This window comes from Enteroscipio rubneri (assembly GCF_002899715.1).
Taxonomy (GTDB): domain Bacteria; phylum Actinomycetota; class Coriobacteriia; order Coriobacteriales; family Eggerthellaceae; genus Enteroscipio; species Enteroscipio rubneri.
Genome location: NZ_PPEK01000001.1, coordinates 198,418 through 222,938, shown reverse-complemented (window position 1 = coordinate 222,938; position 24,521 = coordinate 198,418). Strand labels below are relative to the sequence as shown.

Sequence of the window (24,521 nt, the reverse complement as noted above, 5' to 3'; positions counted from 1 at the left end):
GTTCTTTGTCGTTGGTCGTTTCCATTGCCTTCTCCCCTGCTTACAGTTTGATCGATTCGCCCGGCTTGATGAAGAACAGCCGCATGGCGATCAACGCCATCTCCTCCGAACTCTCCTGCATGCCCGTCTCGATCCACCGCTCGATCACGCCCAGGTACGCCGAAGCGAAGAACGCCACGTAGTAGCCGACGAACGGCGAGGGATCGTTGCGGTAACGCTCGTGCAGGATGGACTGTACCAGGTTCGTGCAGATGGAGTCGCGCAAGCGCGGCCCGAAGCGCACGTCGCCGCCGGGGCCGAGCACCGCGTGCAGGAAGTCGCCTTGCTCGCGCAGGTACTCGAACAGCTCCACGAGGAACGGCAGCGGCTTCTTGCGCGCCCGGTACGTCATAAGGCTGTGCACGGTGAGTTCCGCCATCTGACCTTGAAAACGCTCAAGATCGGCCATGATCTCGTCTTCGAGCGCAGCCAACAGCGATTCCTTGTCGCTGAAATGATTGTAGAACGTGCCGCGGTTGAGGTCGGCGCGAGCGCACAGGTCGTTCACGCTGAAGCCTTCGAAGCCTCGCTCCTCCATGAGCTTGATCAGCGCGTCACGCAGAGCGCGCTTCGAGCGGGTGATACGACGATCTTCGCAGATCGACGCGACAGCGTTCTGTTGCGCGACGACGGTCGCCATGCAGCCTCTTTCCTGTCGGCCACCGCCGATGCGCTGGCCCCTTTTGAACATTCCGATCAATATTGAACACATTGTTCATTAGTGGCAGTGTACCAGGCAATAGGCGTATCGGCAACTCGCAGAATGGCCTGCGGGGACACCTTGTCGCCATCGAACGGAAAAACGTCGAAAACCGCAGAACCGCGTGCGCATCCCGCATGCGATTTGCTATGCTGGTGGACTACGACCAGCGTCGAGAGGGAGACACACCGCCATGCAGATTACACCGGCAGAGATCGCCGAAACGCTTGCGATGGTGAGCAAGCAGCACCTTGACATCCGGACCATCACGCTCGGGCTGAACCTGCGAGGTTGCACGGACACCGACGTCAACACCATGGCGCGCAAAGTGTACGATCGCATGGCGACCGCCGCAGAGAAGCTTGTCCCCACGGCCGAGCAGCTTGAGCGCGAGTTCGGCATCCCTATCGTGAACAAGCGCATCTCCGTCACGCCCATCGCCGAAATTTGCGCGGCCACGCCCGACGCGGATCTCGCACGCATCGCCGTTGCCATGGACAAGGCCGGCAAAGAAGTGGGCGTCGACTTCGTGGGCGGTTATTCTGCGCTCGTGCAGAAGGGCGCGTCGGCGGCCGACCTCAAGCTCATGGAGTCCATTCCCAACGCGTTGTCCGCCACCGAGCGCGTATGCTCGAGCGTGAATGTAGGATCCACGCGCGCAGGCATCAATATGGACGCCGCCTTCAAGATGGCGGGTATCGTGAAAAAGACGGCCGAGGCCACGGCCGATCGTCAATGCATCGGTGCGGGCAAGCTCGTAGTGTTCTGCAACGCCGTGGAAGACAACCCCTTCATGGCCGGTGCATTCCACGGCTCGGGCGAGGCTGACGCAGTCGTGAACGTGGGCGTGTCGGGCCCCGGCGTGGTGCGAGCCGTGCTGGCCGACCTGCCGAAAGACGCCGACATCACGTCGGTTGCCGAGGCTATCAAGGCCACCGCGTTCAAAATTACCCGCGCCGGCGAGCTCATGGCCCGCGAGGCGTCCAGGCGCCTCGGCGTGCAGCAGGGCATCCTCGACCTATCGCTGGCGCCCACCCCGGCCGAGGGCGACTCGGTGGCCGAGATCATCGAGGCCATCGGCGTGGGACAGTGCGGCGGCCCCGGCACCACGGCCGCGCTCGCCATGCTCAACGACGCGGTGAAGAAGGGCGGCGTCATGGCATCATCGTCCGTCGGCGGCCTGTCCGGCGCGTTCATTCCCGTGTCCGAGGACGCCGGCATGATCCGCGCGGCCGAGGACGGCGCTCTCTCGCTGGAGAAGCTCGAGGCTATGACCTGCGTGTGCTCGGTGGGCCTCGACATGATCGCCGTGCCCGGCGACACGAGCGTGGAAACCATCTTCGGCATTATCACCGACGAATGCGCCATCGGCATGATCAACAACAAGACCACCGCCGTGCGCATCATCCCCGCCATCGGCAAGCAGGTGGGCGACAAGCTGGACTTCGGCGGCCTTCTGGGCTACGCGCCCGTCATGCCCGTGAACGGCCATGCCGGCACGGTGTTCGCCCATCGCGGCGGCCGTATGCCGGCCCCCATCAACTCGCTGAAGAACTAGAAGGCGCGCCATCCGGCCAACGCGCAGCGGGGCTTTCGGCTCCTTCGTACACGGCGCGCACGAGGTACTCCACGTTGCCCTCGGGCCCGGTGATGGGCGACTCCGCCACGCCGGTCGGCTCGAAGCCCGCGGCCTCGAGCGCCATGCGCACCTCCTCGACCGTGCGGGCGCGCACGGCTTCGTCGCGGACCACTCCGTGCTCCGTTTCGTCGGGACGCGACTCGAACTGCGGCTTCACCAGACCGATGAACACGCTGCCCACACGCGATAGCCGCGCAAACACGGGCGCGAGCGCCGCGAGGCCGATGAAGCTCAGATCGGCCACGAGCACGTCAAACGGCGCGCCGAGCTCGACCGGGTCTGCTAGCTTGATGTTCGTGCGCTCGAACACCGCCACGCGCGCGTCTTGGCGCAGTTTCCAGGCAAGCTGCCCGTAGTTCACGTCGACGCATGCAACGCTCGCCGCGCCTGCCTGCAAGAGGCAATCGGTGAAGCCGCCGGTGGAGGATCCGATGTCGATGCAGCGTAGACCTTGCACGTCCTGCGCGAAAGCGTCGAGCGCTCCCTGTAGCTTGCGCCCTCCGCGCGAGACGAAGCGCCGACGGTTCTTCACCTCCACATCGGCGTCTGGAGCCACGCGCACCGCCGCACTTGTTGCGTACACACCGTCCACCTTCACCTCGTGCGCAAGCACCGCGCGAAGCGCCTCCTCCTCATCGGCGAAATAGCCGCGCTCCACGAGCAACGTGTCAAGTCTGATTTTCTTCATGACCTCAGTATAGCAATGTTGGCCGCTCGCTGTTTCGAGCAATGCAGGCGTCAGAACGCCAGGCAGAAGACGAGGTCCCCATCGTCTCAACGGTCGCAAACCCGCCTCCATCGATGCAGCAGCGCAGGCGCACCCCAACCGCCTTAACACGTTTTTAAGGGGATGCGACCGCTTCTTACACCGTATTTATCGCCTCGTATCTAAGATCGACGACGACGAGAAAGGATGGTCCGATGGATGCTGTCGATTGTATTGCAACGATTCTTGCCGTGCTTATCTGCATCGCGACGGCGCTCTTCATGTTCGTGCTGTTGTTCGTTGACGTCACGGAAAACGGCTGGCACATCACATGCCCGTGGTAGCCAGTCCGCCCCGATCGCGCTCATTCCGCGTTCTCGTCCAGCAGCCGATAGAACTCCTCGGGAGGCACGGGACGCGAGAACACGAAGCCCTGCACCATGTCGCACGCCGTCGTGCGCAGGAACGCCAGCTGCTTCGGCGTTTCCACGCCCTCCATGACCGTGTCCATGCGCAGCTCCTTGGCCATGGTGATGACCGTGCGCACCACCGTTTCCTCCGTGCCGGGAAGTGATCCCTCCAGCAGGAAGTCGCGATCGAGCTTCAGCACGTCGGCAGGCAGGTCCTTCAGCACGTTAAGCGACGACTGGCCCGAGCCAAAGTCGTCGATAGCGCAGCGGAACCCGGCACGGCGCATGCCCTCCATGATGTCGAACATGCCGTGCAGGTCCTCGATGACGATGCTCTCCGTCAGCTCCAGCTCGCATAGCCCGTCGGGGATGCCGTGCTCGTCCTTGATGCGCACGTACGTGGACAGGAAGTCGGGGCGGTGCAGGTGCAGGCGGGACACGTTCACCGAGATCGGCACCACGGGCAGCCCGGCGTCCAAGCGTGCGCGCAGGTTGCGGCATACGCTCTCGAACACGAACTCGTCGAGCCGCAGGATGAACCCGTTCTGCTCGAACAGCGGGATGAACTCGTCGGGCCCCACGATGCCTTCGTCGGGACGGCTCCAGCGCACGAGCGCCTCTCCGCCCAGCACGCGCGTACCCGTCACGTCGTACTTCGGCTGCACGAGGTGGAAGAACTCGCCCTGCTCCAGCGCGCCCTCCATCGTGCGCTCCAGGTCGGCCCGGCGCAGCAGCGCGTCGCGCATGGGCTTGCTGTAGGCGCACGGGGTGGCGCCTTGCTTGCGTGCCTCCGTCTGGGCGATCCGCGCACGGTCCATGAGTTCGGTGACGTCGCGTGCATCGGGCGCGTCCTCCGAACAGCACAGGCCGACATGCAGGGCAAGCGGCTTGCCGTTGCCCATGATGGTGCGCGCCCGCTCAGCTATGCGCTTGCATGCGTTCAGCGCGTCCTCGCGGCGCGCGTACGGCAGCAGCAACAGGAAATAGTCTGCAGATAGGCGCGCCGCGATGCCGTCCTTCCCCGCTTCGTCGCGCAGGATGGCGGCGAATTCCCGCAGTACCTCGTCGCCGCGCAGGTAGCCGTCCACATCGTTGATGAGCTTGAAGTTGTCGATGTCGATGCACACCGCGGCCACGCCGCCCGCCGCGCCTCCGCCGGCGCCATCGGCCTTCGTGCGCTCCGCCAGCCGCGCATCGCCCTCCAGCGCAAACTTGTCTGCGCTGAACAACCCCGTGAGACCGTCGTAGAACGCCATATGCTCGATCTCCTTGCGATGCGCGCGGCTGCCACGCCAGTACACCGCCAGCACGACGCCCAACCCCGCGATGATGACCAGGCACAGAAGCAGCGTAGCGTTGATGATGGCGTTGGCCTGTTCCATGATCACGTCGTTCGGGATGATGGACACCACGTCCCAGCCGTCCGTGCCCTCCAGCGGCGAATAGCAGAACACGTACTCCTCTCCCCGGTACGAGAACAGCGCCACGCCGCGTGCGTTCTGCTTGAGCGCGGTGCGGAACGATTCCACATCCGCCTGATCGTTGCCCTCGAAGCCCACGATGTCGTAGATGTTGGCGAACGTGCGATTGCTATCGCGATGCTGCGATCGCATGACCACATCGCCTTCGTCGTTGACCACGTATGAGAAGCCGCTGTCGTTATAGAACGACAGCGAGAACCGCTCCTCCACATCGCCGAGTGGACGGGCCTTGCGCACGATGCCCGGCGTGCCGTCGGAGAACGTGAAGCGCTCGTACACCCCGATCATGTTGCCGCCCGTGCGCTCGTCCAAAAACGGCTCCAGCACGCCCCGATCGTCGGCCGCGGCGGTCGAGGCCATCTGCTCGTCGGTAAGCCTCGCCGCGTTGGCGTTGTCCGTGCGGTGCACCGTGCCCGTATCCAAGTCGACGCAGACGTACACCGTTCCGTCGTCGTCCATGCCGAACAGCGCCAGCTTCTCGATCAGACGGGCCTCGTCATCGTGACGCTGCACGGACAATTCGGCGGCGAACAGGTCGAGCGTGTCCAGATCCTTCTCGAAGTACGTGTCCAGCGCATGCTGGCCCTGCGCCGTCACTTCCAGCACGTCCGTCACGGACTTCTCCCACAGCGAGTCCTGCACAAAGCGCGAGAACAGCGCCGAACCGGCGATCACGGCCACGGACACCAGCGCCACGAGGATCGAGATGAGCGTCTTCCGCGACTTCATCAGGACGCATCCTCCCCCTCGGCCAACAGGTCGCGCAGCTGGTTCTCAGCTTGGTCAGCCGTCGCTCCCCCGAGCAGCGACACCACGCTTTCGCGCAGCGCGCCCCAGACGGGCAGCAGGATGTTGTCGTCCGCGCCCACGACCGCGCCCGCGGCGAACGCCCCGGACAACGGCAGCAGCGAGGCGTCGTCGGGGGCGGCGTTGCCCTCCAGCGGGCTGAACGAGCACTGGCTGTTCGCGAAGCGCTCGATGGCGGATGGCTGGGTGAGGAAGGCCGCGAACTCCTTGGCCTCTTCGAGATGGGCGCTGTTCGCGTTCACGCTCACCCGTGTGTCGACGTTGACCACGAGCACGGGCCGGTCTTCGAGGACCGGATAGGGATGCACCTCGTACGCCAGGTCCGGCGCCATATCGTGCACGCGCACCGAGGCCCAAGCGCCCGTGAGCATGAACGGGTAGCGGCCGGTGGCGAACTGGTCCAGGTCGTCGGAGGTCTTCTCCGTTTCCAGGGCCGTGCCCGCGTCCACGTAGCCGCGCTCCACGATCCGCTCCACCAGCTCCAAACCGGGGCGCAGCTGCGCGGCCAGCGCATCGGGATCGGCGCTCAGGGCGGCGACACGCTCACGCACGTTGTCGGCGGCGTACACCTCCGCCATGCCCCGTGCGATGGCGAGCGTCTTGAGCGAGATGTCGTTGTTCGCCACGAGCGGCGTGACGCCGTCGGCGAGGAACGCATCGCAGGCGCGCTCGAACTCCGCCAGCGTGCGCGGCGCCTCGATGCCATGCGCGGCCAGCAGGTCGGTGTTGCAGTACAGGCCGAACGCCGAGACGGACGTCGGCACGTACAGGATGGCTCCCTCGGCCTCCATCTGGTCCAAGGCAAGCTTGCTGAACGCGGGGATGGAGGGCAGGTCGGCCAGGTCGGCCAGGTAGCCCTTCTTCTCGAACGACAGCGCCGTATCGTGGTCGATCATGAACACGTCGTCGCCAGTGCCGGAATCCAGGCGCTTCACGAGCGCCTCGTAGTACGGCCGGCTCTTGATGCCCTCGTAGGATACGGACACGTTCGGATGGCAGTCCATGTAATCGCGCAGGATGTCCTCAATGGTCATGACGTTGATCGACTCGTACTTGAATCCGAAGAACGTGAGCCGGGTGTCGACCTCCACGTCGTCCGCCGCATCAACGACGATGTTCTTGCTGGTGGAGCAACCGGGAAGCGCGAAGGGGGCGAAGACTGTCGCCAGGCCGATCGCCGAGATAGCCAGGAAGCGGCGGCGCGTGAGCGGCGAGGCGGACCCGGCCGCAGCGGGCACTTCCGCACGAAGAGAGGCCCCCTGCGAGGCCAAGATCCCCTGGTCGTTGCTTGGTATATGCGCCAAATCCCCATCTTTCGCCATCCGGCATCTCCTTGACATGGTAGCGCAAAATAGCCCGCCGCGCACGCAGAACACGACTGCGCACGCGCGACAGCCGGGTCGGTTCGAGTCAAAGTTGAACGTCGCCAGCCTCGCGCGGAGCGACGATGCGGCCGAAGCGGAACCGAGCCGCACGGTGGGCCGATCCCGCTTGCAGGACGAGGGGCAAGCAGCCTTACGGCAGCAGCAGCTGGGCGATCTGCACGGCGTTGAGCGCGGCGCCCTTGCGGATCTGGTCGGCCACCACCCACATAGCCAGGCCGTGCTCCACCGTGTCGTCGCGGCGCAGGCGCCCGACGTAGGTATCGTCGGTGCCGGCCAAAAGGCCCGGCATGGGATAGGCGCTGGATGCCGGGTCGTCCATGACCGTGATGCCGTCGGTCGCCGCGAAAGCAGCGCGCGCGGCCTCCACGCTCACATCGCCGGCGAACTCCACGTTCACCGACTCCGCATGGCAGCGCAGCACGGGCACGCGCACACAGGTGGCGGCCACCTTGATGCCCTGATCGCCCATGATCTTCTTCGTCTCCACGACCATCTTCCACTCTTCCTTGGTGGAATCGTCGTCTAGGAACACGTCGATGTGCGGGATGCAGTTGAACGCGATGCGATGCTGGAACACCTCCACCGCCAGCTCGTCTTCCGGCGTGCCGTCGAGGAACGCCTTCGTCTGCTCGTACAGCTCGGCCATAGCCGGCGCGCCGCCGCCGCTGGCCGCCTGGTAGGTGGACACCACCACACGCGTGATGGGCGACAGGTCGTAGAGCGGCTTCAGCGCCACCACCATCTGGATGGTGGAGCAGTTCGGGTTCGCGATGACGCCGTTGTGCCAGGCAACGTCGCCCGGGTTCACCTCGGGCACCACCAGCGGCACGTCCTCGTCCATGCGGAACGCGCTGGAGTTGTCGATCATCACGGCACCTGCATCCACCACAGCCTGGCGCATCTGCTTCGACAGGCCGGCTCCGCAGGAGAACAGCGCGATGTCCACGCCCGCGAACGACTCCGGCGTCATTTCCTGCACCACAAGCTCGCCCGCCGGCACCTGGCCGCAGCCCGCGAAGGGCAGCCTCTTGCCCGCCGAGCGCGCCGACGCCAGTGCCCGCACCTCGCTCGCCGGGAAGTCCACGTCGTGCAGCACCTGCAGGAACTCAGCGCCCACTGCGCCCGTCGCACCCGCTATCGCCACCACCGGATTCGCCGGCATCTTCTTTGTCCAAGTCATAGCAGTTCTCCCTTTCCCCAGGTTGTTTCCAGGTTGGCGTAGTCAGTCAGCGAGAGGAGTCGGGGCGCCGAATTCGTGGGATCGCGGAGGCGAAGCGTACTTCGGTACGCGAGCCGCCGGGATCGCGCGAAGGCGGCGCGCGCCGGTCCTTCGCAGCGTCGAGCCGTTCCGCCGTTCGGCAGAACGGCGGAACGTCAACGTCCCTTGTTCATCTTCGCCGCGATCTCCTCGGCGGAGAGTTGCGTCTCCTCGAACACGCTGTCGCTATCCAGGTCGAACGCCGTATGCAGGCAGCGTACGGCCGCCGCGGCCTGCGCACCGTCCACCACCACCGACAGGCGGATGGGCGAGGTGGAGATGGCCAGGATGTTGATATGGTTTTCGCCGAGCGTCGAGAATGCGCGCGCCGCCACACCGGGCGACGACTTCATGCCCGTTCCCACGAGGCTCACCTTTGCAATGTCCTCGTCCACGTCGTAATCGCGCGCTTTAATGTCGGGCAGGATGCGCTCCACCGTTTCACGCGCTCGCTTCATGTCGGCACCGGGGCAGGTAAAGCTGATGTCCGTGATGCCGGCTTCCGAAATGTTCTGGATGATCATGTCGACGCTCACGGCGTTGCCCGCCAATGCCGAGAACACCTTCGCGGCCACGCCGGTCATGTCGGGCACGCCGCGGATGGTGAACTTCACCTCGGATGTGTCATGGGCGATGCCAGTGATGACGGCTTCCTCCATCATGTCGGTTTCCTCCTTGATATAGGTGCCTTCGGCATCCGAGAACGCCGAGCGCGAATGGATGACCACGTTGAACTTGCGCGCGAACTCCACAGCGCGCATCTGCAACACGCCCGCGCCCGAGCTGGAGAGCTCCAGCATGTCGTCATACCTGATGACATCGAGCTTCTTGGCACGTGGGCACACGCGCGGATCGGCTGTGTACACGCCGTCCACGTCGGAGTAGATCTCGCAGACGTCCGCCCCGATCCCCCAAGCAACCGCGACGGCCGTCGTATCCGATCCGCCGCGCCCGAGCGTGGTGATATCGCCGTTGGCGTCGATCCCCTGGAAGCCTGCGACAACCGCGATCATGCCCCTGTTAACGGCTTCCATGATACGCTCGTTGTGCACCTTCACGATTTTAGCTTTGGCGTGCATGCCGTCCGTCTCGATGCCGGCCTGGCGACCTGTAAAACTCATGGCCTTGTAGCCGCGCGCTTCGATGGCCATAGCCAGAAGCGTCATGGACACCTGCTCGCCGGTGGACAGCAGACGGTCCATCTCACGCGCCGGCGGGTTGTCGTTGAGCGCGCTTGCCAGCCCGACCAACTCATCGGTCGTCTTGCCCATAGCGGACACTACGGCGACGACATCATGGCCTGCCTGCTTGCGCGCGATGAGCCGCTTCGCAACCATCTGGATGCGCTCGGGCGAGGCGACGGACGTGCCTCCGAATTTGCATACGATTAGCGACATGGCTATCTTTCTTTTAACAGTGAACCCAATCGAGCGTTCACTATACCAAACAACCTGCAAGCCAATCGACTAAATGCCCCCGAGCAGGCGTTTATTCACAGCGAATGTGCATAGCGCGCCCGCGGCCGCGGGCGCGCAGGATGTGAAGGCTTCACCGGTCCGCGCGCTCGGCGTCTGCCTCCTGCAACCCCACTAAGCTGAGCAGTTCGTTTCGCGAATGGACATCGGTCTTCCGGTAGATGTGCTTGACGTGGACCCGGATGGTGCTCACCTCGATGCATAGCTCCTCCGCTATGCGGCTCGGCTTCTTCTTCTGCAGAAGGCACAGGAGTATCTGCTCTTCACGTGGCGTGAGTCCGCACTCCTGCGCAACCTCGTGGCATCGGATGCCCAGGTGCGTCTTGCTCAGTATGAGGTCGATGTCCTTGGACAGGGGGTTCTTTAGCACGACGCCCCAGGGGGAGTCGATCTGCTTTTCCGAAAAGAAGAACAGCGTGGTCAGCCCGATGAGGATGACGACGATAGCTGATGAAACGACCTGGGAGATCGTCGGGTCGAGAGGCGCCTGCCAGAGCAGCTGGCTCGTCATCGTGCCCGCGAGACCGAACAGCAGCCGCACGAAGCGCTCGATGGCGAAAAGCCACAAGGCGCATATGCCGTAGCGGTAGGACAGGTTGCCCAAGATGCACATGATCAGCGTGACGAACACAAGGCGCATATGCCGTAGCGGTAGGACAGGTTGCCCAAGATGCACATGATCAGCGTGACGAACAGAGTGTATCCGCCAGAAGCCAGCATGCCGGGCAGCACGTCGCCGAACGGCAGCAGGCCGCCCAGCGGCACGAGGGCCAGCAAGGTCGCGGGAAGCGCGAGCTTCCAGAGCAGGGACAGATCGAGATCGTCGCCCTTCGTCATCACCAGCCCGTAAACGACCAGCGCCGCCGCTACCACGCCGGGGTTCGAATCCACGCCGATCGTCTCGATGGTGAGGGGAAGCGTCATACCCAGCGCGAACGCGTAGAGTGCGACCACCAGCGCCGGCTTGAAGGGAAACGAGAACCTGCGCGAAGGAACCGGCGGACGATCCTCCTCGGGCAGGCTCGCGAAGGAGCGCCACAGGCACAGCATGGATGCGGCGGGTAAGAGCGCGTTGCACGTCCAGAGCCACTCAAATGCCAGACCCCTCATAAGCAGCACGCAAAAGAAGCTCAAGATGAGACTCATCGAATAGTACAAGGCGATTTTCAATGCGTTGAAGCAGCTGAAGAACTCGGCCCACAGCATGAGGGCGAACGCCACCCCCACCCCGCCCGTGAAGACGGCCGGCAGTGACAGGAAGGGCGCCGTGGAAGGGAGCAGGTGCGTGCAGAGGCTCAGGCAGTTGCTGGCCAGATGAAGCAGCACCGTGACGAGCAGCACGTGGCGGCGGCTCGATAGCGGAGCGATGCGGTTCGCCCCCAGTGCGAACGCCGCCAAGGCCACCGCGGTAGCGCCGTCGAACCAAAGCGACAGCGAGCCCGTTTGGAACGGGAAGGAGGCCTGCGGGCTCAAATACGGAACCTCGGCCCATGCACGCGCGAAGGCGAAGCCGAGAAAGCAGAACGGAGCCGCCGGCAGCTTCTTCCAAACCTTCTCCCAATCAATGCGCACGACCATCCCCCTCGCCCCCGCATTCACCCGCACCGCCGAAACGCCCGGCTCCTCCGCATCGCCAGACGCGCTCTTCGTCAGCTGACGCAGAGACGTTGCGGCGCAACTCGCAGGCGTCCTTCCCCCGAAGCGTTCTTCGCTCCTCATTCTAGAGAACGCACACACGTTTACCAATGGCGAAACGCATCGCAAAGCAAAGATACCCCTGTCTAAACTGGTTTTGGGGTAGGAGCTTTTCGAAGATACCTCAGTATCGAGCGCTTTTGGGAGAGGAGGATGTTGCGTGTTTCACGTAGCCTTCTCCCATGCCGGCCGAATCACGCGCCGGCATGGCGGAATCGCATGTTGGAACAAGGATGGAGAGGGGAAGCACTATGGATATATCGCGACGCAGTTTCATCAAGGGCGCCGGATTGGCAGGTACGGCCGCCTTGGGCGCCGCCGCTTTGGCGGGCTGCGCTTCGACGTCGTCCACCCAGTCGGCCGACGCGGCTGGCTCATCGGAGGCCGGACGCTGGAGCTGGTCGACAGCGCCGGAACCCATTCCCGACGACAAGATATCCGACACGTACGAATGCGAGCTGTGTATCGTCGGAGCCGGCGTGGCGGGAAATCCCGCCGCCCTGTACGCGGCGAAACACGGATACGACGTCATCGTCCTGCAGAAAGAGTCTACGCCCCAGGTGAACGGCCAGGGCTGCGGGTCGTGGAACACGAAGTTCGGCACGGAGAACGGCCTTGTCTGGAACATCTCGAACGACATTCAGAACTTCGCCGCGATTTCCAACGGCAAGCCCAACCTGCGCCTCGTACGAAACATCATGGAGCGTTCAGGGGCCGCCATCGAATGGATTGTCTCCGAAGTGCCCGACCCTGCCCCCAGCTGGGACATCGTGGAAGACACCCATACAGGATGCCAGTGGATCCTCAACGACGATTACGCCACTCGCTACACCGGGTTCAAGACGCTCCACAACAATATCGCCGCGAAGGCCGCTGAGTACGGGGCGCGCTACCTCTACGAGACGCCAGCGGTCCAGCTGGTGACCGACGGAGAGAACAACGTCGTCGGGGTCATCGGACAGACGGGCAGCTCCTACGTCCGGGTGAACGCATCGAAGGGCGTTATCCTGTGCACGGGCGATATCTCCGACGACGAGGAGATGTTGGAGGCGTACTGCCCCGTCATGCTGGACGTTCCTACGAACCATGCCGTGGCCACGAACACCGGCGACGGATTGAAGATGGGCTTATGGGTAGGTGCCGACATGGACGATCCCCCTTCGGGCATGCAGATGTTCATTACGCCGAGCGCGCTGCCGCAAGGCACCGCTCCCTGCGTCAGCCTTCCCTACCTGCATGTGAACACCGAAGGCAAGCGCTTTTTCAACGAGAACGGCGGCGACCAGTACCAGGGCACGTCCATCGCCCTACAGCCCGACCATCGCGCCTACCAGATTATGGACAGCCACGTGGTGGAGCACGGCAGCTGCACACAGGAAGAGTTGGACGAGGGCTTGAAACTGGGCAACACCTACCAATCCGACACCATCGAGGGGCTGGCCGACGCAGTGGGCATTCCCGCCGACGAGCTCGTGCGCACGGTCAAGCGCTACAACGAACTGGTCGACGGCGGGGATGACCTCGACTTCGGCGTCGACCCCGAAGTGCTTGCGAACAACGGCATCAAGGACGCCCCGTTCTACCTCATGGAGTACCAAGCGTCCAAGTTCGTTGCAGCACCCGGCCTCACGTGCAACGAATACCTGCAGGTTCTTTCGAAGGATCGCCAGGTGATCAAGGGCCTGTACGCAGCGGGCAACGTGCAGGGATCCTTCTTCGGGTACGACTATCCCGTCAACGGGTTCGGCGGGTTCTCGCTCGGTCGCTCCATGACGGGCGGCGTTCTGGCGGTCATGAGCGCGACCGGCACATTCGACGACGAGATAGCTTAGAGAATTTCACCTCGGTCTCGGCCCTCCATCCCAGGCCGAGACCGTATAATCCTGCGCGCGCGACCGCGAGCCGCTATGCCTCGAGCGGGTTCGTGTGCTCCAGGAACACGAGCCCCAGCAGGAAGACGAACTCGCGGTCGGGCGCGTCCGGCATACCCAGCACCGCCTTCGCCTTGCGCAGGCGGTAGCGCACCGTGTTCGGGTGCTGATGAAGGATTTCCGCAGCGTGGCGCACGTCGCCGTAGGCGCGCGCGAGGGCCTCGGCCGTTGCCGCAAGCTCTGCGCCGTTCGCGGCATCGTGCTCCTCGAGCAGGGCCCGATGGTAGGCAGCTGTGCGGGCGAACAGGCGGCTGGTGGAGGCCACGGCCCGAAACGCGTCGTGGTGCAAGTCGGTCCAACATGCGACGTCGGCGTCCTCGGTGCGCGCGGTCTTGAGCGCGGCCAGCGCCTCCTGCACGGTCAAATCGCCGTCGAAGAGCGGCCCCTCCTCTCCCACGCCCACGTGCACAAGCCCTGTCCTCTGGATGCGCGCGATAAGATCGGCCTCGGAGGCAGCGCGCACCGAGGCGGGAGGCTGGACGTAGGAGACGAAGGCCAACAGCATGCTGTGGTAGCGGCAGGCGTACGCGGTATCCACGCTGGCCCAGTCGCGCTTGAATTCGGCGAGCACCCCGGCGAGCGCATCGAGGACCGCATACAGCGAGCATTCGTCACCCGAGCGCGGAGCAACGGCGAAGCATTGGAGGGTGGAGCCCATCGCCCCGGTCAGCCCATAGATGGCCGCGCGCGTGACCTGCTCGTCGTGGTCGGCCAGAAGCCCGGCCACCATGCGCCCCTTATCCGATTCCTCCTCGTCGCGGCGGATGAGGTCGAGGGCCTGGTAGGCAACCACCTCGTGGTAGTCGCCCTCATACAGATACAGCGGCACGCCGCGAGCCTCGCTGGCCGCGCGCACGGCAGCGCCGATGGCGGGATGGTAGACGGTCTTCACGGCCACGGCCGCCACGTTGCGCGCGATGAGGGCCAGAAGCGACGCCTCCATGAGATCGGGATCGTTGCGCGCGAAGCCGAGGTTCGACACGATGAACTCGCCCGGCAGGTAGTCGGCGTAGGCCTGCTCGTCGGGCGCGAGATCGAGGATGCCCACGTTGCGCACGCCGCGAGCGCCGGCGCCGGGGCACGGCGCCGCAAGCTCGATGCGCTTGAACGCCGGCAATGCGATGATGTCCGCTACCGTTATCACATGAGACCCCTTCGATGAAGACTGCTCCATGATATACCAGATGCGGCATCGATGCCGAAAGGGCGAGCCGACAGCGGCGCGCAGGTTGCGTCGGCGGCAGTGCGCAAGCGGGCGCCGACCGCCGGTGGCGAAGCGAACTGCACCGGCGCCGACCAGCAGCAAAGCGGGCCGCGCCGGCAAGGTGCCGGCACAGACGTTAGCGGATCTGGTAGATGAACTCCAGGTTGCCGCCTTCTACGAGCGTGCACAGGGCGTCGCTCGCGTGCGCCGGGCTGATGCCCAGATGCTCGAAGCGCTTCGTCAGCTTCAGGCAGTACGACAGATCGCCGGGTTCAAGCGACAGTAGGGCGGACGCAGCTTGCTCGTTCAGTTTCTCTACCATGGGATGCTCCTCTCACTCGTTTTCACTACCAAGAGGGTACAGCCAGCCGTGTGCGCCGCATTTGTAGAGGCGAAAGAATCGAGGCGATGCGTTTTGTCCGATCGTACAAAGCCGCTTCGGTTCCCTAACCTCCAAAGCTTTCAAAGATGCCTCCTCGAAGCAAGAAGTAAAGGCAGCAACGGCAGTAGCAGGATGCTTCCTCAGGAGCGTCCAGGTCAATGCTTGGCGCCCGAGAAAGGGGCAGCCTGGCTTTCCCAAGCTGCCCCTTTAAGTAGAGGTTAGAATCGATAGGAGCTTTTCGTGTCGATCTGATTAGTCGTCCCAGGTGTATGTCTCAAGTACGCCTAAGGCGGATTTGGCAGCCACCCGGCCAAAACACATCGCACGTCCGCAGCTGATGCTGCCGATAGAGATGGAGCAGTCGTATCCGAAGCACATCCCAACGATGTTGCCCGCAGCGTATAGCCCTTCTATTATGTTGTTGTCGTTATCGAGCACCCGAAGCTCTGGAATGCAAACCAGCCCTCTAAGTGTTGCGAGGATTGCTGGCTGACGCTTTATTGCGTAGAACGGAGCGTTCTTGACTGGTGTGAGCACCAAGAGCGCTGGGTCTTTTCCGTAGTCTTCGTCTTTTCCGTAGTCTTCGTCTTTTCCGTAGTCTTCGTCTTTTCCTTTTCCACCATGGTTTGGTAACGTCTGCATGTTGCAACGAATTCATCAACAGGCACGCCCATGAGTTCTGCAAGTTCTTCGAGGGTGTCAGCTTGCAGGATTGCGCCATTGTCAAGACCTGTCTGCCATGTCTCTTCAGAGCTGGCGTTAACCGCGCTGCGGCGATATCCGGTACCAACGATTTTTTCCCAATTGTCGCGCAACAAACCATCGATGATTTGAAACATTACCTGCTTCGGTTGTCTTGAAACGGTGAGGACGTTGTATTGATAGCTCAGGTTCTCGTCCATGAACCGTTCGCTCTTTGCGTTAACAGAAAGGTAGGGATTTCCAGAGAACGGCGCATCTCCTTCGGGCAGGAGCGTGGGATCGTAGTGAACCATCTGTCCATGAGGAGGACGTTCCATTTGGTGGGGCATGAGCCCATCCACTAGAAAAGCCGAATGGCGGATGACCCTTCAAACGCTGCCCCGCATGACCCAAAAGGCGCCCGTCCCAAAAGGCGCCTGTTTTTGGGACATGTACGCACCCCCATAAGCGCGGCTCGAAAGACGAATTCTGCAGAAAAAACGAGGTAAGGGAACCGATCTCTACGTAAATCCTCGATGGCAGGAGGCGCAGTCGCGCAAGCTCCCGCATAACCCCAGGTCATTAAAAACGCATCGGAGAGCTCGGAAGCTGATAGCACCTTCAGAGTTCCCATACCTCGTTTTTTTAACAGAAAACGAGAGTTCGCCCGCGCTCGACGAAGAATTCCAGGGTTTGACACTGCTGCTGAGCGCGATCGGGCGCGCTATCCCTTGTTCTCCGGCATCCGCCACAGCAGCACGAAGCCCAGCACAAACAGCACGGCTATGGACAGCACGCCCATGGACGAGTTGCCGGTGATCTGAGTGAACACGCTCACCAGAAACGTGCCCATGACGGCGGCGTACTTGCCGAAGATGTCGAAGAAACCGTAGTACTCGTTCGCGTGCTCCTTGGGGATGAGCTTGCCGAACTCGCTGCGCGACAGCGCCTGGATGCCGCCTTGGAACAGGCCCACACAGATGGCGAGGATCCAGAACTCCACGGCCTCGCGCAGGAAGAACGCCGCGAACAGCGTAATGCAGAAGTACGCGCCGATGGCCACCAGCAGCATGCGCTTCGTGCCGAACCTCGTGGACAGCCGCCCGTAGGCGATGGCCGACGGGAACGCCACGAACTGCGTCACCAGCAGCGCTAGCACGAGCTGCGTCGCGTCGATGCCCAGGTCGGTACCGTAGCTCGTGGACATCTTGATAATGGTGTGCACGCCGTCGATGTAGCAGAAGAACGCCAGCATGAAGTAGCGCAGCCGCTTGTCCTTGAAGATGCGCTTGAGCGTGCGCGCCAGGCCGCCGAACGTGTCGCGGATCAGATGCGCGGGGCGCTCTTTGAAATGCGTCTGGTGCACGTTCCTGATGAGCGGGATGCTGAACGCCACCCACCACACAGCCGTGATGAGGAATGCCACCTTCATCCCCACGTCCATGGGGATGCCGATGGTCGGCCCGCCCAGCACCACGGCCAGGCACGCTATGAACGGTACGCACGAGCCGATGTAACCCCACGCATAGCCTTGCGACGACACCTCGTCGTAGCGCTCGTCGCAGGTGGCGTCCACGAGGAACGCGTCGTAGAACACCATCGAGCCGTTCAGCATGATGGACGCGATCACGTACAGCACGAGGAACGCCATCGCCGCCGTGGGGATGCCAAGCGCTGCAAGCGCGATGGCACCGGTGCCCACCGTGCCGATGAAGAACTTCTTCTTGTTGCCCTTGAGGTCGGCGAGGCTGCCCAGGACGGGCATGAGCAGGGCCAGTACGAGCGAAGCCGCCGTTTCGGCGTAGCCCCAGGCCACCACGACCGACGAACCGGGCTCGGCGATCGAGGCGAAGTACACGGGAATGAGCGCCGTGGCCAACAGCACGAACGCCGAATTGCCCACATCGTAGAGAATCCAGCTTTTCTCCTGCTTCGTCAGCTTGCCCGCCATGGCCGCGCCTCTCGTCTTTCGCATTCGGACTTGCATCGCCGTTTTCGCGCCGAAACCCCACCGACGCGTCTTCTCTGCTGCCGCTCGTCCGAGCGCGCGCAAAGGCCCCTCGCGCAGGGTGCCGACCATCCCCGCTCGGCAGTATGTTGAAAGCAAACCGATGGTTAACAACTCACCGCACATTGTATATGATGAGGGCCGTTGATACTCGTTAATTTACGGTAAGGAACGGAGCGTCATCGCATGCCGGCAATCATCACCCACGACTCTTTTGGACGCGACGTCTACGACCGGCTTTTCAGCCTGATCGGCGGCTCGCGCGACGAAGCCGAAGCGTTCCTCTTGGGCAACCAAGGGCCCGATCCGCTCTTCTACGCCGTGCTCAGCCCGCGGCTGCGCGCGCATAACCGTCTGGGCAGCACCATGCACGACAAGCGTCCGAACGAATTGCTGGCCGCCTTTAAAAGCTCGTTGTCGGTGCTGGACAGCGTAGAACGGCCCATCGGCCGCGCGTATGCACTCGGATTCCTGTGCCATTACGTGCTGGACTCGACAGCGCACCCCTTCGTATTCTTCAACGAGTACGAGGCGTGCGACGCCGGCGAGCCGGGTTTGACCCGAGCAGACGGATCCGAGGTGCATGCCGTCATCGAAAGCGAACTCGACGAACTCGTCCTGTTCAAAAAGCGCGAGACCACCGTCGCTGCGTTCAACCCCGCGGAGGAGATTCTCAAGGCGAGTGATCTGGTGCTGCGAGTCGTGTCGAAGATGTACGTCTACGTCGCGGTCACCGTGTACGGCGAGGCGATACCCGCCGATCTGTTCGCAACGGCCGTGAAGGACTTCCGCATCGCCCAGCAGGCGTTCCACTCCCCTCGCGGCTTGAAGCGCGCCGCCATCGGCCGTATCGAGCGATTGGCGCGCCCGCACTCGTTCTTCCGCGCAATGAGCCATCGACCCGTAAAGTTGACGGAGAGCGTTTTCGACAACCATGAGCATCGCACGTGGGAAGATCCCTTCACGGGAAAGGCTCGCACGGAGGGATTCTGGGATCTCTACGACGAAGCGCTTAGGAAGGCTCCTCCGAGCATATCAGCATTCGACCAGGAAGGATTCGACGTCGAAGCGGCGCGCCGCATCACCGGCGACTTGAACTTCTCAGGACAGCCCGTCGTCGCCCTGCTCGTCTCGGTTGAGGACAGTGAAGCCGACGACATTCCTGAAAACGCCTAGACTCCATGCTCGAGGTTGTCCTTACCATCCCCTTCTGGCTCGAACTCGCCGCCGTGCTCACCGGCGGTCTGTCCGGCGCCATGAGCGCCGTGCGAGCCCGCTACGACATCTTCGGCGTGGTCTGCATCGCCATCATCACCGGTCTGGCAGGCGGCATCATGCGTGACCTGCTGCTGCAGAACTACGGTATCTACGCGTTCCAGCGCCCCACGCTCATCGTGGCAGCGGCCGCTGCGGGCGTCATCGTGTTCTTCTTCGGCAAGCTGGCCACCTATCTTGATCCCGTCGTCGACCTGCTCGACAACCTCTCGGTCGCGCTCTGGGCCGTCATCAGCGTGGGAAAGGCCCTGTCAGCCGGCCTCGACATCGTTCCAGCCGTCATCCTGGGTACCATCACCGCCGTCGGCGGCGGCATTCTGCGCGACATCTGTATGAATCGCGAGCCGGAGGCATTCCAAGCCGGTGCTCTGTATGGGTCGGCGGCGCTCATCGGCTCGATCGCGTACGCCCTCATGGCGCAGAACCACATCCTTGACCAGTATGCGGCGCTAACCTGCGCCGTGCTCGTGCTGGGACTGCGTTACGCGTCGCTGTTCTTCGGATGGAGAACCAGCCCGCCGCGCGATTACTCGGATGTGGTGACGAGCGCCGTCGCCAAGCCGGTAAAATCCGTAGCGCGGCGAGTGCGCCCGCCCAAAGGCAAGGTGGAACGCGATAAGGAGCGGCGGGGCTACGAAAAGCTCCGCGCGTTCTGGGCGCGCATGAACGGCGAGGTCGTCCCGAAACGGAATGCGAAAAGCGGGCGCGAGCTCGAAGTACCCGATGGGCGAACAGCTCCAAGCGATGCTTCCGTTGAGCATGCGGCAGATCCGAGCGACCGCATCATCGTCGACCGCGAGGAGCTGCGCCGCATCATGGGCAGCGCAGGCGAGAACGACCAGCCCCCCGATCCATTCGAACCCCGTCGCTGATCACCGGCGCAGGCGGCCTTCGCATTTCAACGTTGCTCCACGGGCGCATCGTTCATGCCGCCCTGTGCGCGAAGCCCCGTGCTGCTCCATCGTCACGCGCTCGGTCCAATCCCGCTATGCGTTCTTGAGCAGAATGCCGCGCATCGTGTCAGCCACATGCTCGCATGCATCGCAGCATTGCTCCATCCGACCGAAAATCTGAGACCACACAAGCAAGTTCTTGCCTTCTTCCCCGCTGTCTCCGTACAGAGCGCGATTTACCTCGCGAAACAGCCGATCGGCTTCCTCTTCGTAGGTGTTCACGTCGATGATGAGACGCTTGAACTCTTTCGACTTCTTGAAATTGCGGAACTCGCCCATGGCCCGATCGAGCGCCTTGCAGCTTTTCTTGACGAGTCGGGCGAACGCACGCGCTTCGGCGTGCATGGCTTGCACGTCGTACATGTAGAAGCACAGCACCACATCTTCGATCCGGTCGATCAGGTCATCGAGTTCGCGCGTCATGTCGATGATATCGTCGCGCTCGATCGGCGTCATGAAGTCGCGAGCCAGACGCTTGTATACCTGATGGCAGTACTCGTCGCTGCGGTTCTCAAGCTCGTGCGCGCGCTCCATGTGCTCGTGCACGCTTTCAGGCGAAGCGTAGTCGTCGATCACCTTGACCAGCAGGCCCGCTACGGTGACGGCGGCCCCTGATTGCTTTTGAAACAGGTTGAAATAGTCCGCCGCACCGTCCGTGCCATGCTTGCCGTTCTTCATGCCCTTGCCCATGAGCGCGCCCTTACACGTTCTTGAGCAGTATGGTGTTCATCGTGTCGGCAGCATGCTCGCACGCGTCGCAGCACTTCTCCATGCGCTCGAAAATCTGCGTCCAAACCAGCACGCGCATAGGGTTCTCGCGATCGACGGTGTGCAGCTTGCGAATCGCGTTCATGAAATGCTGGTCGGCCTCTTCCTCATAGGTATTCACATCGATGATGAGCTGCTTGAACTTCTTCGACTTCTTGAAATTGCGGAAGTCCTCCATAGCCGTGTCGAGCGCCATACAGCTCTTCTTAATGAGGCAGGCGAATTCGCGGGCATCGTTATGCATGAAGTGGACGTCGTACATGTAGAAGCGCTGCATGACGTCTTCGATAAAGTCGACAATGTTGTCGAGCGCATGCGCGAGGCCGATGATATCCTCACGATCGATGGGTGTGATGAAATCGGTGGCCACCGTCTTGAGGATTGCGTGGTTGATCTCGTCTCCCTCATGCTCGATTGTATGGGCCAGCTCCATGATGTTCCCAAGCGCCTCGGCTTCGGTGAATCCATCAATCGCCTCTATCAGCAGATCGGCCTCTCGAACCGCAACTTCCGTTTGCTTCTCGAACGCAGCGAAATAGTCGAACTTGTTCTTCTTGCCCATGGGGCCTCCTTACGAGAACATCAAGAACAGATGGGCGAACACGAACCCGAGCAAACCGCAGCCCGGGAACGTGAGCACCCACGTTTTTACCATATCGACGGCAATCCCCCACTTTACCGCGCTCTTGCGCTTGGCCGCCCCCACGCCCATGATGGCCGTCGTGTTCGTGTGCGTCGTGGACACCGGCAGCCCGGCGAACGTGGATAGCATGAGACAGAAAAATGTCGCGCAGCTGGCGGCGAAGCCTTGGAAGGGCTCGAGCTTCACCATGTCGAGGCCGACGCTCTTGATGATGCGCTCGCCTCCCACAGCCGTTCCGAGTCCCATATTGAAAGCGCAAAAAACCATAAGCCATAGAGGCAGCGCCATGTTTTCGGCGCCGTCCGTGCCCGATGCCAGCATGATGGCCAGCACGAAGATGCTCATGAACTTCTGTCCGTCCTGCGCCCCGTGCATAAAGGCGACGCCTGCGCCCGAGACGATCTGCGCCCAACGGAAGACGGACGCCGTCTTATGACGATCCATGTTGGCGCACAGCCGTCCGATGATCTTTGAATTGAACCACCCGAGGAAAAAGCCGAGAAGCGTGGACAGCAGAATGCCGTACACCACTTTGATCCACTCCTCGCCGTTGATGGCGCCGAAACCGCCCTGCAGCGCGATGGCCGCTCCGGTGAGCCCGGCAATAAGCGAATGGCTTTGCGAAGTGGGAATGCCGAACCACCAGGCAGCGACCCCCCATACGATGATGGCAACCATAGCCGCCATGAGCGCGATGAGCGATTGACGGGCGTCGCCCCCAAAGTCGACCATGTTGAAAATGGTGTGCGCAACGGCTGCCGTAAACAACGATATAACCAAAAGTCCAAGAAAATTGCAGATGGCAGCCATGACGATGGCATGCTTCGGCTTCATCGCGCGCGTCGAAACCACTGTGGCAATCGCATTGGGGGCATCGGTCGCCCCGTTGACAACGATGACGCCGATATTCAGCAGGGTCACCGCCACCAGCACCGGGTTGGAGGCGAGCTCGGCAACAAACGCAGCCCACTCGATGGTCATGAACGCCCTCTCGACAAAACGAAGCAACGATTCGGCACATCATCAGTTTAACGTAAAACCGCGGAACCGAAAGACTTTCACCACGCCTTTTTATGAAGGCGTGCCGAGGGGTCGGCGAAAGATGCACGGAGCCGTTTGATCATGGTAGATTATGGGGATCGTCATGAGGGACGGGTGCCTGCGAGGAGATCGACCGGGGAGGGGAGGCGGACATGAGGGCGAGAATCCAGCTGCCGTTGCAGACGGCCGATTTGATCGCGGGGTTTATGGCCTGGGTCATCCTGTCGTCGCTGCTGCCCGCCATCAAGCAGGATATCGCCATACCCGAAAACCAGCTCGCGCTGCTCACGGCCGTGCCCGTGGTGTTGGGAAGCGTGCTTCGGGTGCCGTTCGGCTACCTCGCGGACCTGCTGGGAGCCCGCGTCATGTTCACGGCAAGCTTCGTGCTACTGCTGGCCCCGGTCTGGCTCATCAGCTCTGCGACAACCTGGCAGGAATTGCTCGTCGGCGGCGTGTTCCTCGGTTTGGGCGGCGCGGTATTCTCCATAGGCGTAACCTCGCTGCCTGCTTACTACCCGCAAGAGCGCCATGGTTTTGTAAACGGCGTGTACGGATTCGGCAACGTGGGCACAGCCCTCACCACATGGCTCGCTCCCGTGGCGGCGGCCGCCTTCGGCTGGCGTGCGGCCGCGCAACTCTACCTCATACTGCTGGCCGCATTCGCCGTGCTGAACTTTGCACTGGGCGACCGCAGCGAACCACGTGCGAAGACGCCCATTATGAGCCAGTTGCGCGCCATCTGGCGCGATAGCCGTTTGTGGAAGTTTTCGCTGTTCTATTTCGTCACGTTCGGAGCGTTCGTGGCACTCACCGTGTACCTGCCGAATTTCCTCACGTCGCACTACGGCTTGGACGGCGTCACGGCAGGTATCGCCACCTCAGCATTCATTGTGACGGCCGCCGTTGTTCGCGTGCTGGGCGGATGGCTGGCCGACCGCTTCGACTGCCATCGATTGCTCGCCGGGACGTTCGCCGCGCACATCGCAGGCGCGGTCGTGCTGGCCGCGGCGCCGGGGCTGTCCCTGTACCTGGCGGGCATCTACCTCATCGGCGCCGCGTGCGGCATCGGCAACGGCGTGGTGTTCAAGCTCGTGCCAAGCGCTTTCGGCAAGCAGGCCGGCTTGGCCAACGGCATTGTGTCCATGTGGGGCGGTCTGGGCGGATTCTTCCCACCGCTCGTCCTCTCGGCATCCTTGGCCGCATTCGGCTCCTACGTGCCGGGATTCGCCGCCTTTGCCTTGTTCGCCGCTGCGTGTCTAGCTATCGCCGCATCGATGGGCAAGCGCTTGGCGCCGCAAGAGCCGCCGGCCAGAGGCCGGCGGTAACCTCCTAGGCGTAGAACGCGAAGACCCGCCGACGCTCGTCGCCTATCCTGGTGAGCGCCTCGTGCCCAGGAAGAACGACGGTCTCGTCAGGCAGTGCAGCCAAACGCTTGAGCGATTTCCGCATAGCCTTCATGTCTCCGCCATGGAAGTCGGTGCGTCCGATGGAGCCGCAGAACAGCGTATCGCCCGAAACGAGCACGGGCGCACCTGCTGGATCGGTACCGAACTGCGGATCGAGGAAGAGGCAGATGCCGCCCTCGGTGTGCCCCGGCGTGAGAATCACCTTCCACGGCATGTTCCCGATCTTGACGATATCGCCATCGCTTACCGTGTGGTCGACCGGGCACGGCTCGAAGCGCATGTCATCGTGCGGCAGCTTCGTCCGGCCCGAGATGACGGGCGCATCGATAGCGGAAGCGATGACGATGGCCCCGGTCTTGTCGCGCAGTTCCTTGGCGGCTCCCACGTGGTCGGAGTGGCGGTGCGTCAAAACGATGGCATCGAGTTTGCGATCGCCGAGCGCGTCGAGTATCTCGTCAGCCTTGCACGTGGGATCCACCACGAAGGTGGCCTCATCATCCGAGACGATGAACACGTTGTTTGCGATCATGCCGAGCACGAGATACTCGACCGGCACGCAGGTGCCCTTTACCTTGTGAATCCGAGCCATAGGAGGCTCCTTCCTTCTCGATCGACACTGTATGTCGTCGTCGCG

The 24,521-nt window shown here is 62.7% G+C and carries 23 protein-coding genes; 6 read left to right on the top strand and 17 right to left on the bottom strand.

Annotation, left to right across the window (positions count from 1 at the left end; translation table 11 throughout):
* Nucleotides 1-40: 40 nt before the first annotated feature.
* Complete coding sequence (locus C2L71_RS00900) at nucleotides 41-679, bottom strand: TetR/AcrR family transcriptional regulator (protein WP_103263904.1); 639 nt, start codon at nucleotides 677-679, stop codon at nucleotides 41-43.
* Nucleotides 680-932: 253 nt separating this feature from the next.
* Here C2L71_RS00900 and C2L71_RS00895 point away from each other — a divergent pair, with 253 nt between their 5' ends.
* Nucleotides 933-2,297: a PFL family protein gene (locus C2L71_RS00895; protein WP_103263903.1), complete on the top strand. Its 1,365-nt coding sequence runs from the start codon at nucleotides 933-935 to the stop codon at nucleotides 2,295-2,297.
* Here C2L71_RS00895 and C2L71_RS00890 read toward each other — a convergent pair.
* Nucleotides 2,278-3,066: a TlyA family RNA methyltransferase gene (locus tag C2L71_RS00890; protein ID WP_103263902.1), complete on the bottom strand. Its 789-nt coding sequence runs from the start codon at nucleotides 3,064-3,066 to the stop codon at nucleotides 2,278-2,280. The genes C2L71_RS00895 and C2L71_RS00890 overlap by 20 nt on opposite strands.
* A 233-nt stretch (nucleotides 3,067-3,299) precedes the next feature.
* On the opposite strand from C2L71_RS00890, the gene C2L71_RS12385 reads away from it, so the two are divergent.
* Nucleotides 3,300-3,428, top strand: coding sequence for a hypothetical protein (locus C2L71_RS12385; protein ID WP_275664933.1), 129 nt, complete (start codon nucleotides 3,300-3,302; stop codon nucleotides 3,426-3,428).
* 20 nt (nucleotides 3,429-3,448) lie between these two features.
* On the opposite strand, the gene C2L71_RS00885 is transcribed toward C2L71_RS12385, so the two are convergent.
* The 6 genes from C2L71_RS00885 to C2L71_RS00860 form a co-directional block, all read right to left on the bottom strand.
* On the bottom strand, nucleotides 3,449-5,704 hold the full coding sequence (locus C2L71_RS00885; protein ID WP_103263901.1) for a bifunctional diguanylate cyclase/phosphodiesterase: 2,256 nt from the start codon (nucleotides 5,702-5,704) through the stop codon (nucleotides 3,449-3,451).
* Nucleotides 5,704-7,104 carry an ABC transporter substrate-binding protein gene (locus C2L71_RS00880; protein ID WP_103263900.1) on the bottom strand — a complete coding sequence of 467 codons (1,401 nt, stop codon included), beginning with the start codon at nucleotides 7,102-7,104 and terminating at the stop codon, nucleotides 5,704-5,706. Before C2L71_RS00880 ends, C2L71_RS00885 begins: the two co-directional genes overlap by 1 nt.
* 193 nt (nucleotides 7,105-7,297) lie before the next feature.
* Nucleotides 7,298-8,347, bottom strand: a complete 1,050-nt coding sequence (locus C2L71_RS00875) for an aspartate-semialdehyde dehydrogenase (protein WP_103263899.1) — start codon at nucleotides 8,345-8,347, stop codon at nucleotides 7,298-7,300.
* A 194-nt stretch (nucleotides 8,348-8,541) separates the two neighbouring features.
* Entirely contained in the window at nucleotides 8,542-9,822 is a 1,281-nt protein-coding gene (locus tag C2L71_RS00870) for an aspartate kinase (protein ID WP_103263898.1), read from the bottom strand.
* Between the two features lie 151 nt (nucleotides 9,823-9,973).
* Nucleotides 9,974-10,540 (bottom strand): response regulator transcription factor, encoded by a 567-nt coding sequence (locus tag C2L71_RS00865; RefSeq protein WP_103263897.1) that lies wholly within the window; start codon nucleotides 10,538-10,540, stop codon nucleotides 9,974-9,976.
* Nucleotides 10,516-11,472 carry a hypothetical protein gene (locus tag C2L71_RS00860; protein WP_129588453.1) on the bottom strand — a complete coding sequence of 319 codons (957 nt, stop codon included), beginning with the start codon at nucleotides 11,470-11,472 and terminating at the stop codon, nucleotides 10,516-10,518. The genes C2L71_RS00865 and C2L71_RS00860 overlap by 25 nt, the downstream gene beginning before the upstream one ends.
* A gap of 374 nt (nucleotides 11,473-11,846) precedes the next feature.
* Between C2L71_RS00860 and C2L71_RS00855 the strand changes: the two genes are divergently transcribed.
* On the top strand, nucleotides 11,847-13,427 hold the full coding sequence (locus tag C2L71_RS00855; RefSeq protein ID WP_157938909.1) for an FAD-dependent oxidoreductase: 1,581 nt from the start codon (nucleotides 11,847-11,849) through the stop codon (nucleotides 13,425-13,427).
* Nucleotides 13,428-13,500: 73 nt separating this feature from the next.
* On the opposite strand, the gene C2L71_RS00850 is transcribed toward C2L71_RS00855, so the two are convergent.
* The 5 genes from C2L71_RS00850 to C2L71_RS00835 all read right to left on the bottom strand — a co-directional run bounded on the left by C2L71_RS00850 (nucleotide 13,501) and on the right by C2L71_RS00835 (nucleotide 17,744).
* Nucleotides 13,501-14,670 carry a PucR family transcriptional regulator gene (locus C2L71_RS00850; RefSeq protein WP_103263894.1) on the bottom strand — a complete coding sequence of 390 codons (1,170 nt, stop codon included), beginning with the start codon at nucleotides 14,668-14,670 and terminating at the stop codon, nucleotides 13,501-13,503.
* A gap of 196 nt (nucleotides 14,671-14,866) precedes the next feature.
* Nucleotides 14,867-15,052: a hypothetical protein gene (locus C2L71_RS00845; protein ID WP_103263893.1), complete on the bottom strand. Its 186-nt coding sequence runs from the start codon at nucleotides 15,050-15,052 to the stop codon at nucleotides 14,867-14,869.
* 312 nt (nucleotides 15,053-15,364) lie between these two features.
* Nucleotides 15,365-15,649 (bottom strand): FAD-binding protein, encoded by a 285-nt coding sequence (locus tag C2L71_RS12475; protein WP_420841316.1) that lies wholly within the window; start codon nucleotides 15,647-15,649, stop codon nucleotides 15,365-15,367.
* Complete coding sequence (locus C2L71_RS12230; RefSeq protein ID WP_103263892.1) at nucleotides 15,610-16,014, bottom strand: hypothetical protein; 405 nt, start codon at nucleotides 16,012-16,014, stop codon at nucleotides 15,610-15,612. Before C2L71_RS12230 ends, C2L71_RS12475 begins: the two co-directional genes overlap by 40 nt.
* Before the next feature lie 503 nt (nucleotides 16,015-16,517).
* On the bottom strand, nucleotides 16,518-17,744 hold the full coding sequence (locus C2L71_RS00835) for an MFS transporter (RefSeq protein ID WP_103263891.1): 1,227 nt from the start codon (nucleotides 17,742-17,744) through the stop codon (nucleotides 16,518-16,520).
* A 243-nt stretch (nucleotides 17,745-17,987) separates the two neighbouring features.
* Between C2L71_RS00835 and C2L71_RS00830 the strand changes: the two genes are divergently transcribed.
* Together C2L71_RS00830 and C2L71_RS00825 are read left to right on the top strand one after the other, a co-directional pair.
* The gene (locus C2L71_RS00830) at nucleotides 17,988-18,977 is read left to right on the top strand and encodes a zinc dependent phospholipase C family protein (RefSeq protein WP_103263890.1); all 990 of its coding nucleotides are present in this window, start codon (nucleotides 17,988-17,990) and stop codon (nucleotides 18,975-18,977) included.
* 5 nt (nucleotides 18,978-18,982) lie between these two features.
* Nucleotides 18,983-19,948 (top strand): trimeric intracellular cation channel family protein, encoded by a 966-nt coding sequence (locus tag C2L71_RS00825; RefSeq protein ID WP_103263889.1) that lies wholly within the window; start codon nucleotides 18,983-18,985, stop codon nucleotides 19,946-19,948.
* A 114-nt stretch (nucleotides 19,949-20,062) separates the two neighbouring features.
* Here the strand turns inward: C2L71_RS00825 and C2L71_RS00820 are convergent, their stop codons facing one another.
* Genes C2L71_RS00820 through C2L71_RS00810 form a run of 3 tightly spaced genes read right to left on the bottom strand, consistent with a single transcriptional unit; the run spans nucleotide 20,063 to nucleotide 22,421 of the window.
* Entirely contained in the window at nucleotides 20,063-20,719 is a 657-nt protein-coding gene (locus C2L71_RS00820) for a DUF47 domain-containing protein (protein ID WP_239926193.1), read from the bottom strand.
* 10 nt (nucleotides 20,720-20,729) lie between these two features.
* Nucleotides 20,730-21,359: a DUF47 domain-containing protein gene (locus tag C2L71_RS00815; protein WP_103263888.1), complete on the bottom strand. Its 630-nt coding sequence runs from the start codon at nucleotides 21,357-21,359 to the stop codon at nucleotides 20,730-20,732.
* Between the two features lie 9 nt (nucleotides 21,360-21,368).
* Entirely contained in the window at nucleotides 21,369-22,421 is a 1,053-nt protein-coding gene (locus C2L71_RS00810) for an inorganic phosphate transporter (RefSeq protein ID WP_103263887.1), read from the bottom strand.
* Between the two features lie 212 nt (nucleotides 22,422-22,633).
* On the opposite strand from C2L71_RS00810, the gene C2L71_RS00805 reads away from it, so the two are divergent.
* A complete protein-coding gene (locus tag C2L71_RS00805) occupies nucleotides 22,634-23,806 on the top strand; it encodes an MFS transporter (RefSeq protein ID WP_103263886.1) in 1,173 nt (390 codons plus the stop codon).
* 4 nt (nucleotides 23,807-23,810) lie between these two features.
* Here C2L71_RS00805 and C2L71_RS00800 read toward each other — a convergent pair whose 3' ends face one another.
* Complete coding sequence (locus tag C2L71_RS00800) at nucleotides 23,811-24,476, bottom strand: MBL fold metallo-hydrolase (protein ID WP_103263885.1); 666 nt, start codon at nucleotides 24,474-24,476, stop codon at nucleotides 23,811-23,813.
* Nucleotides 24,477-24,521: the final 45 nt, after the last annotated feature.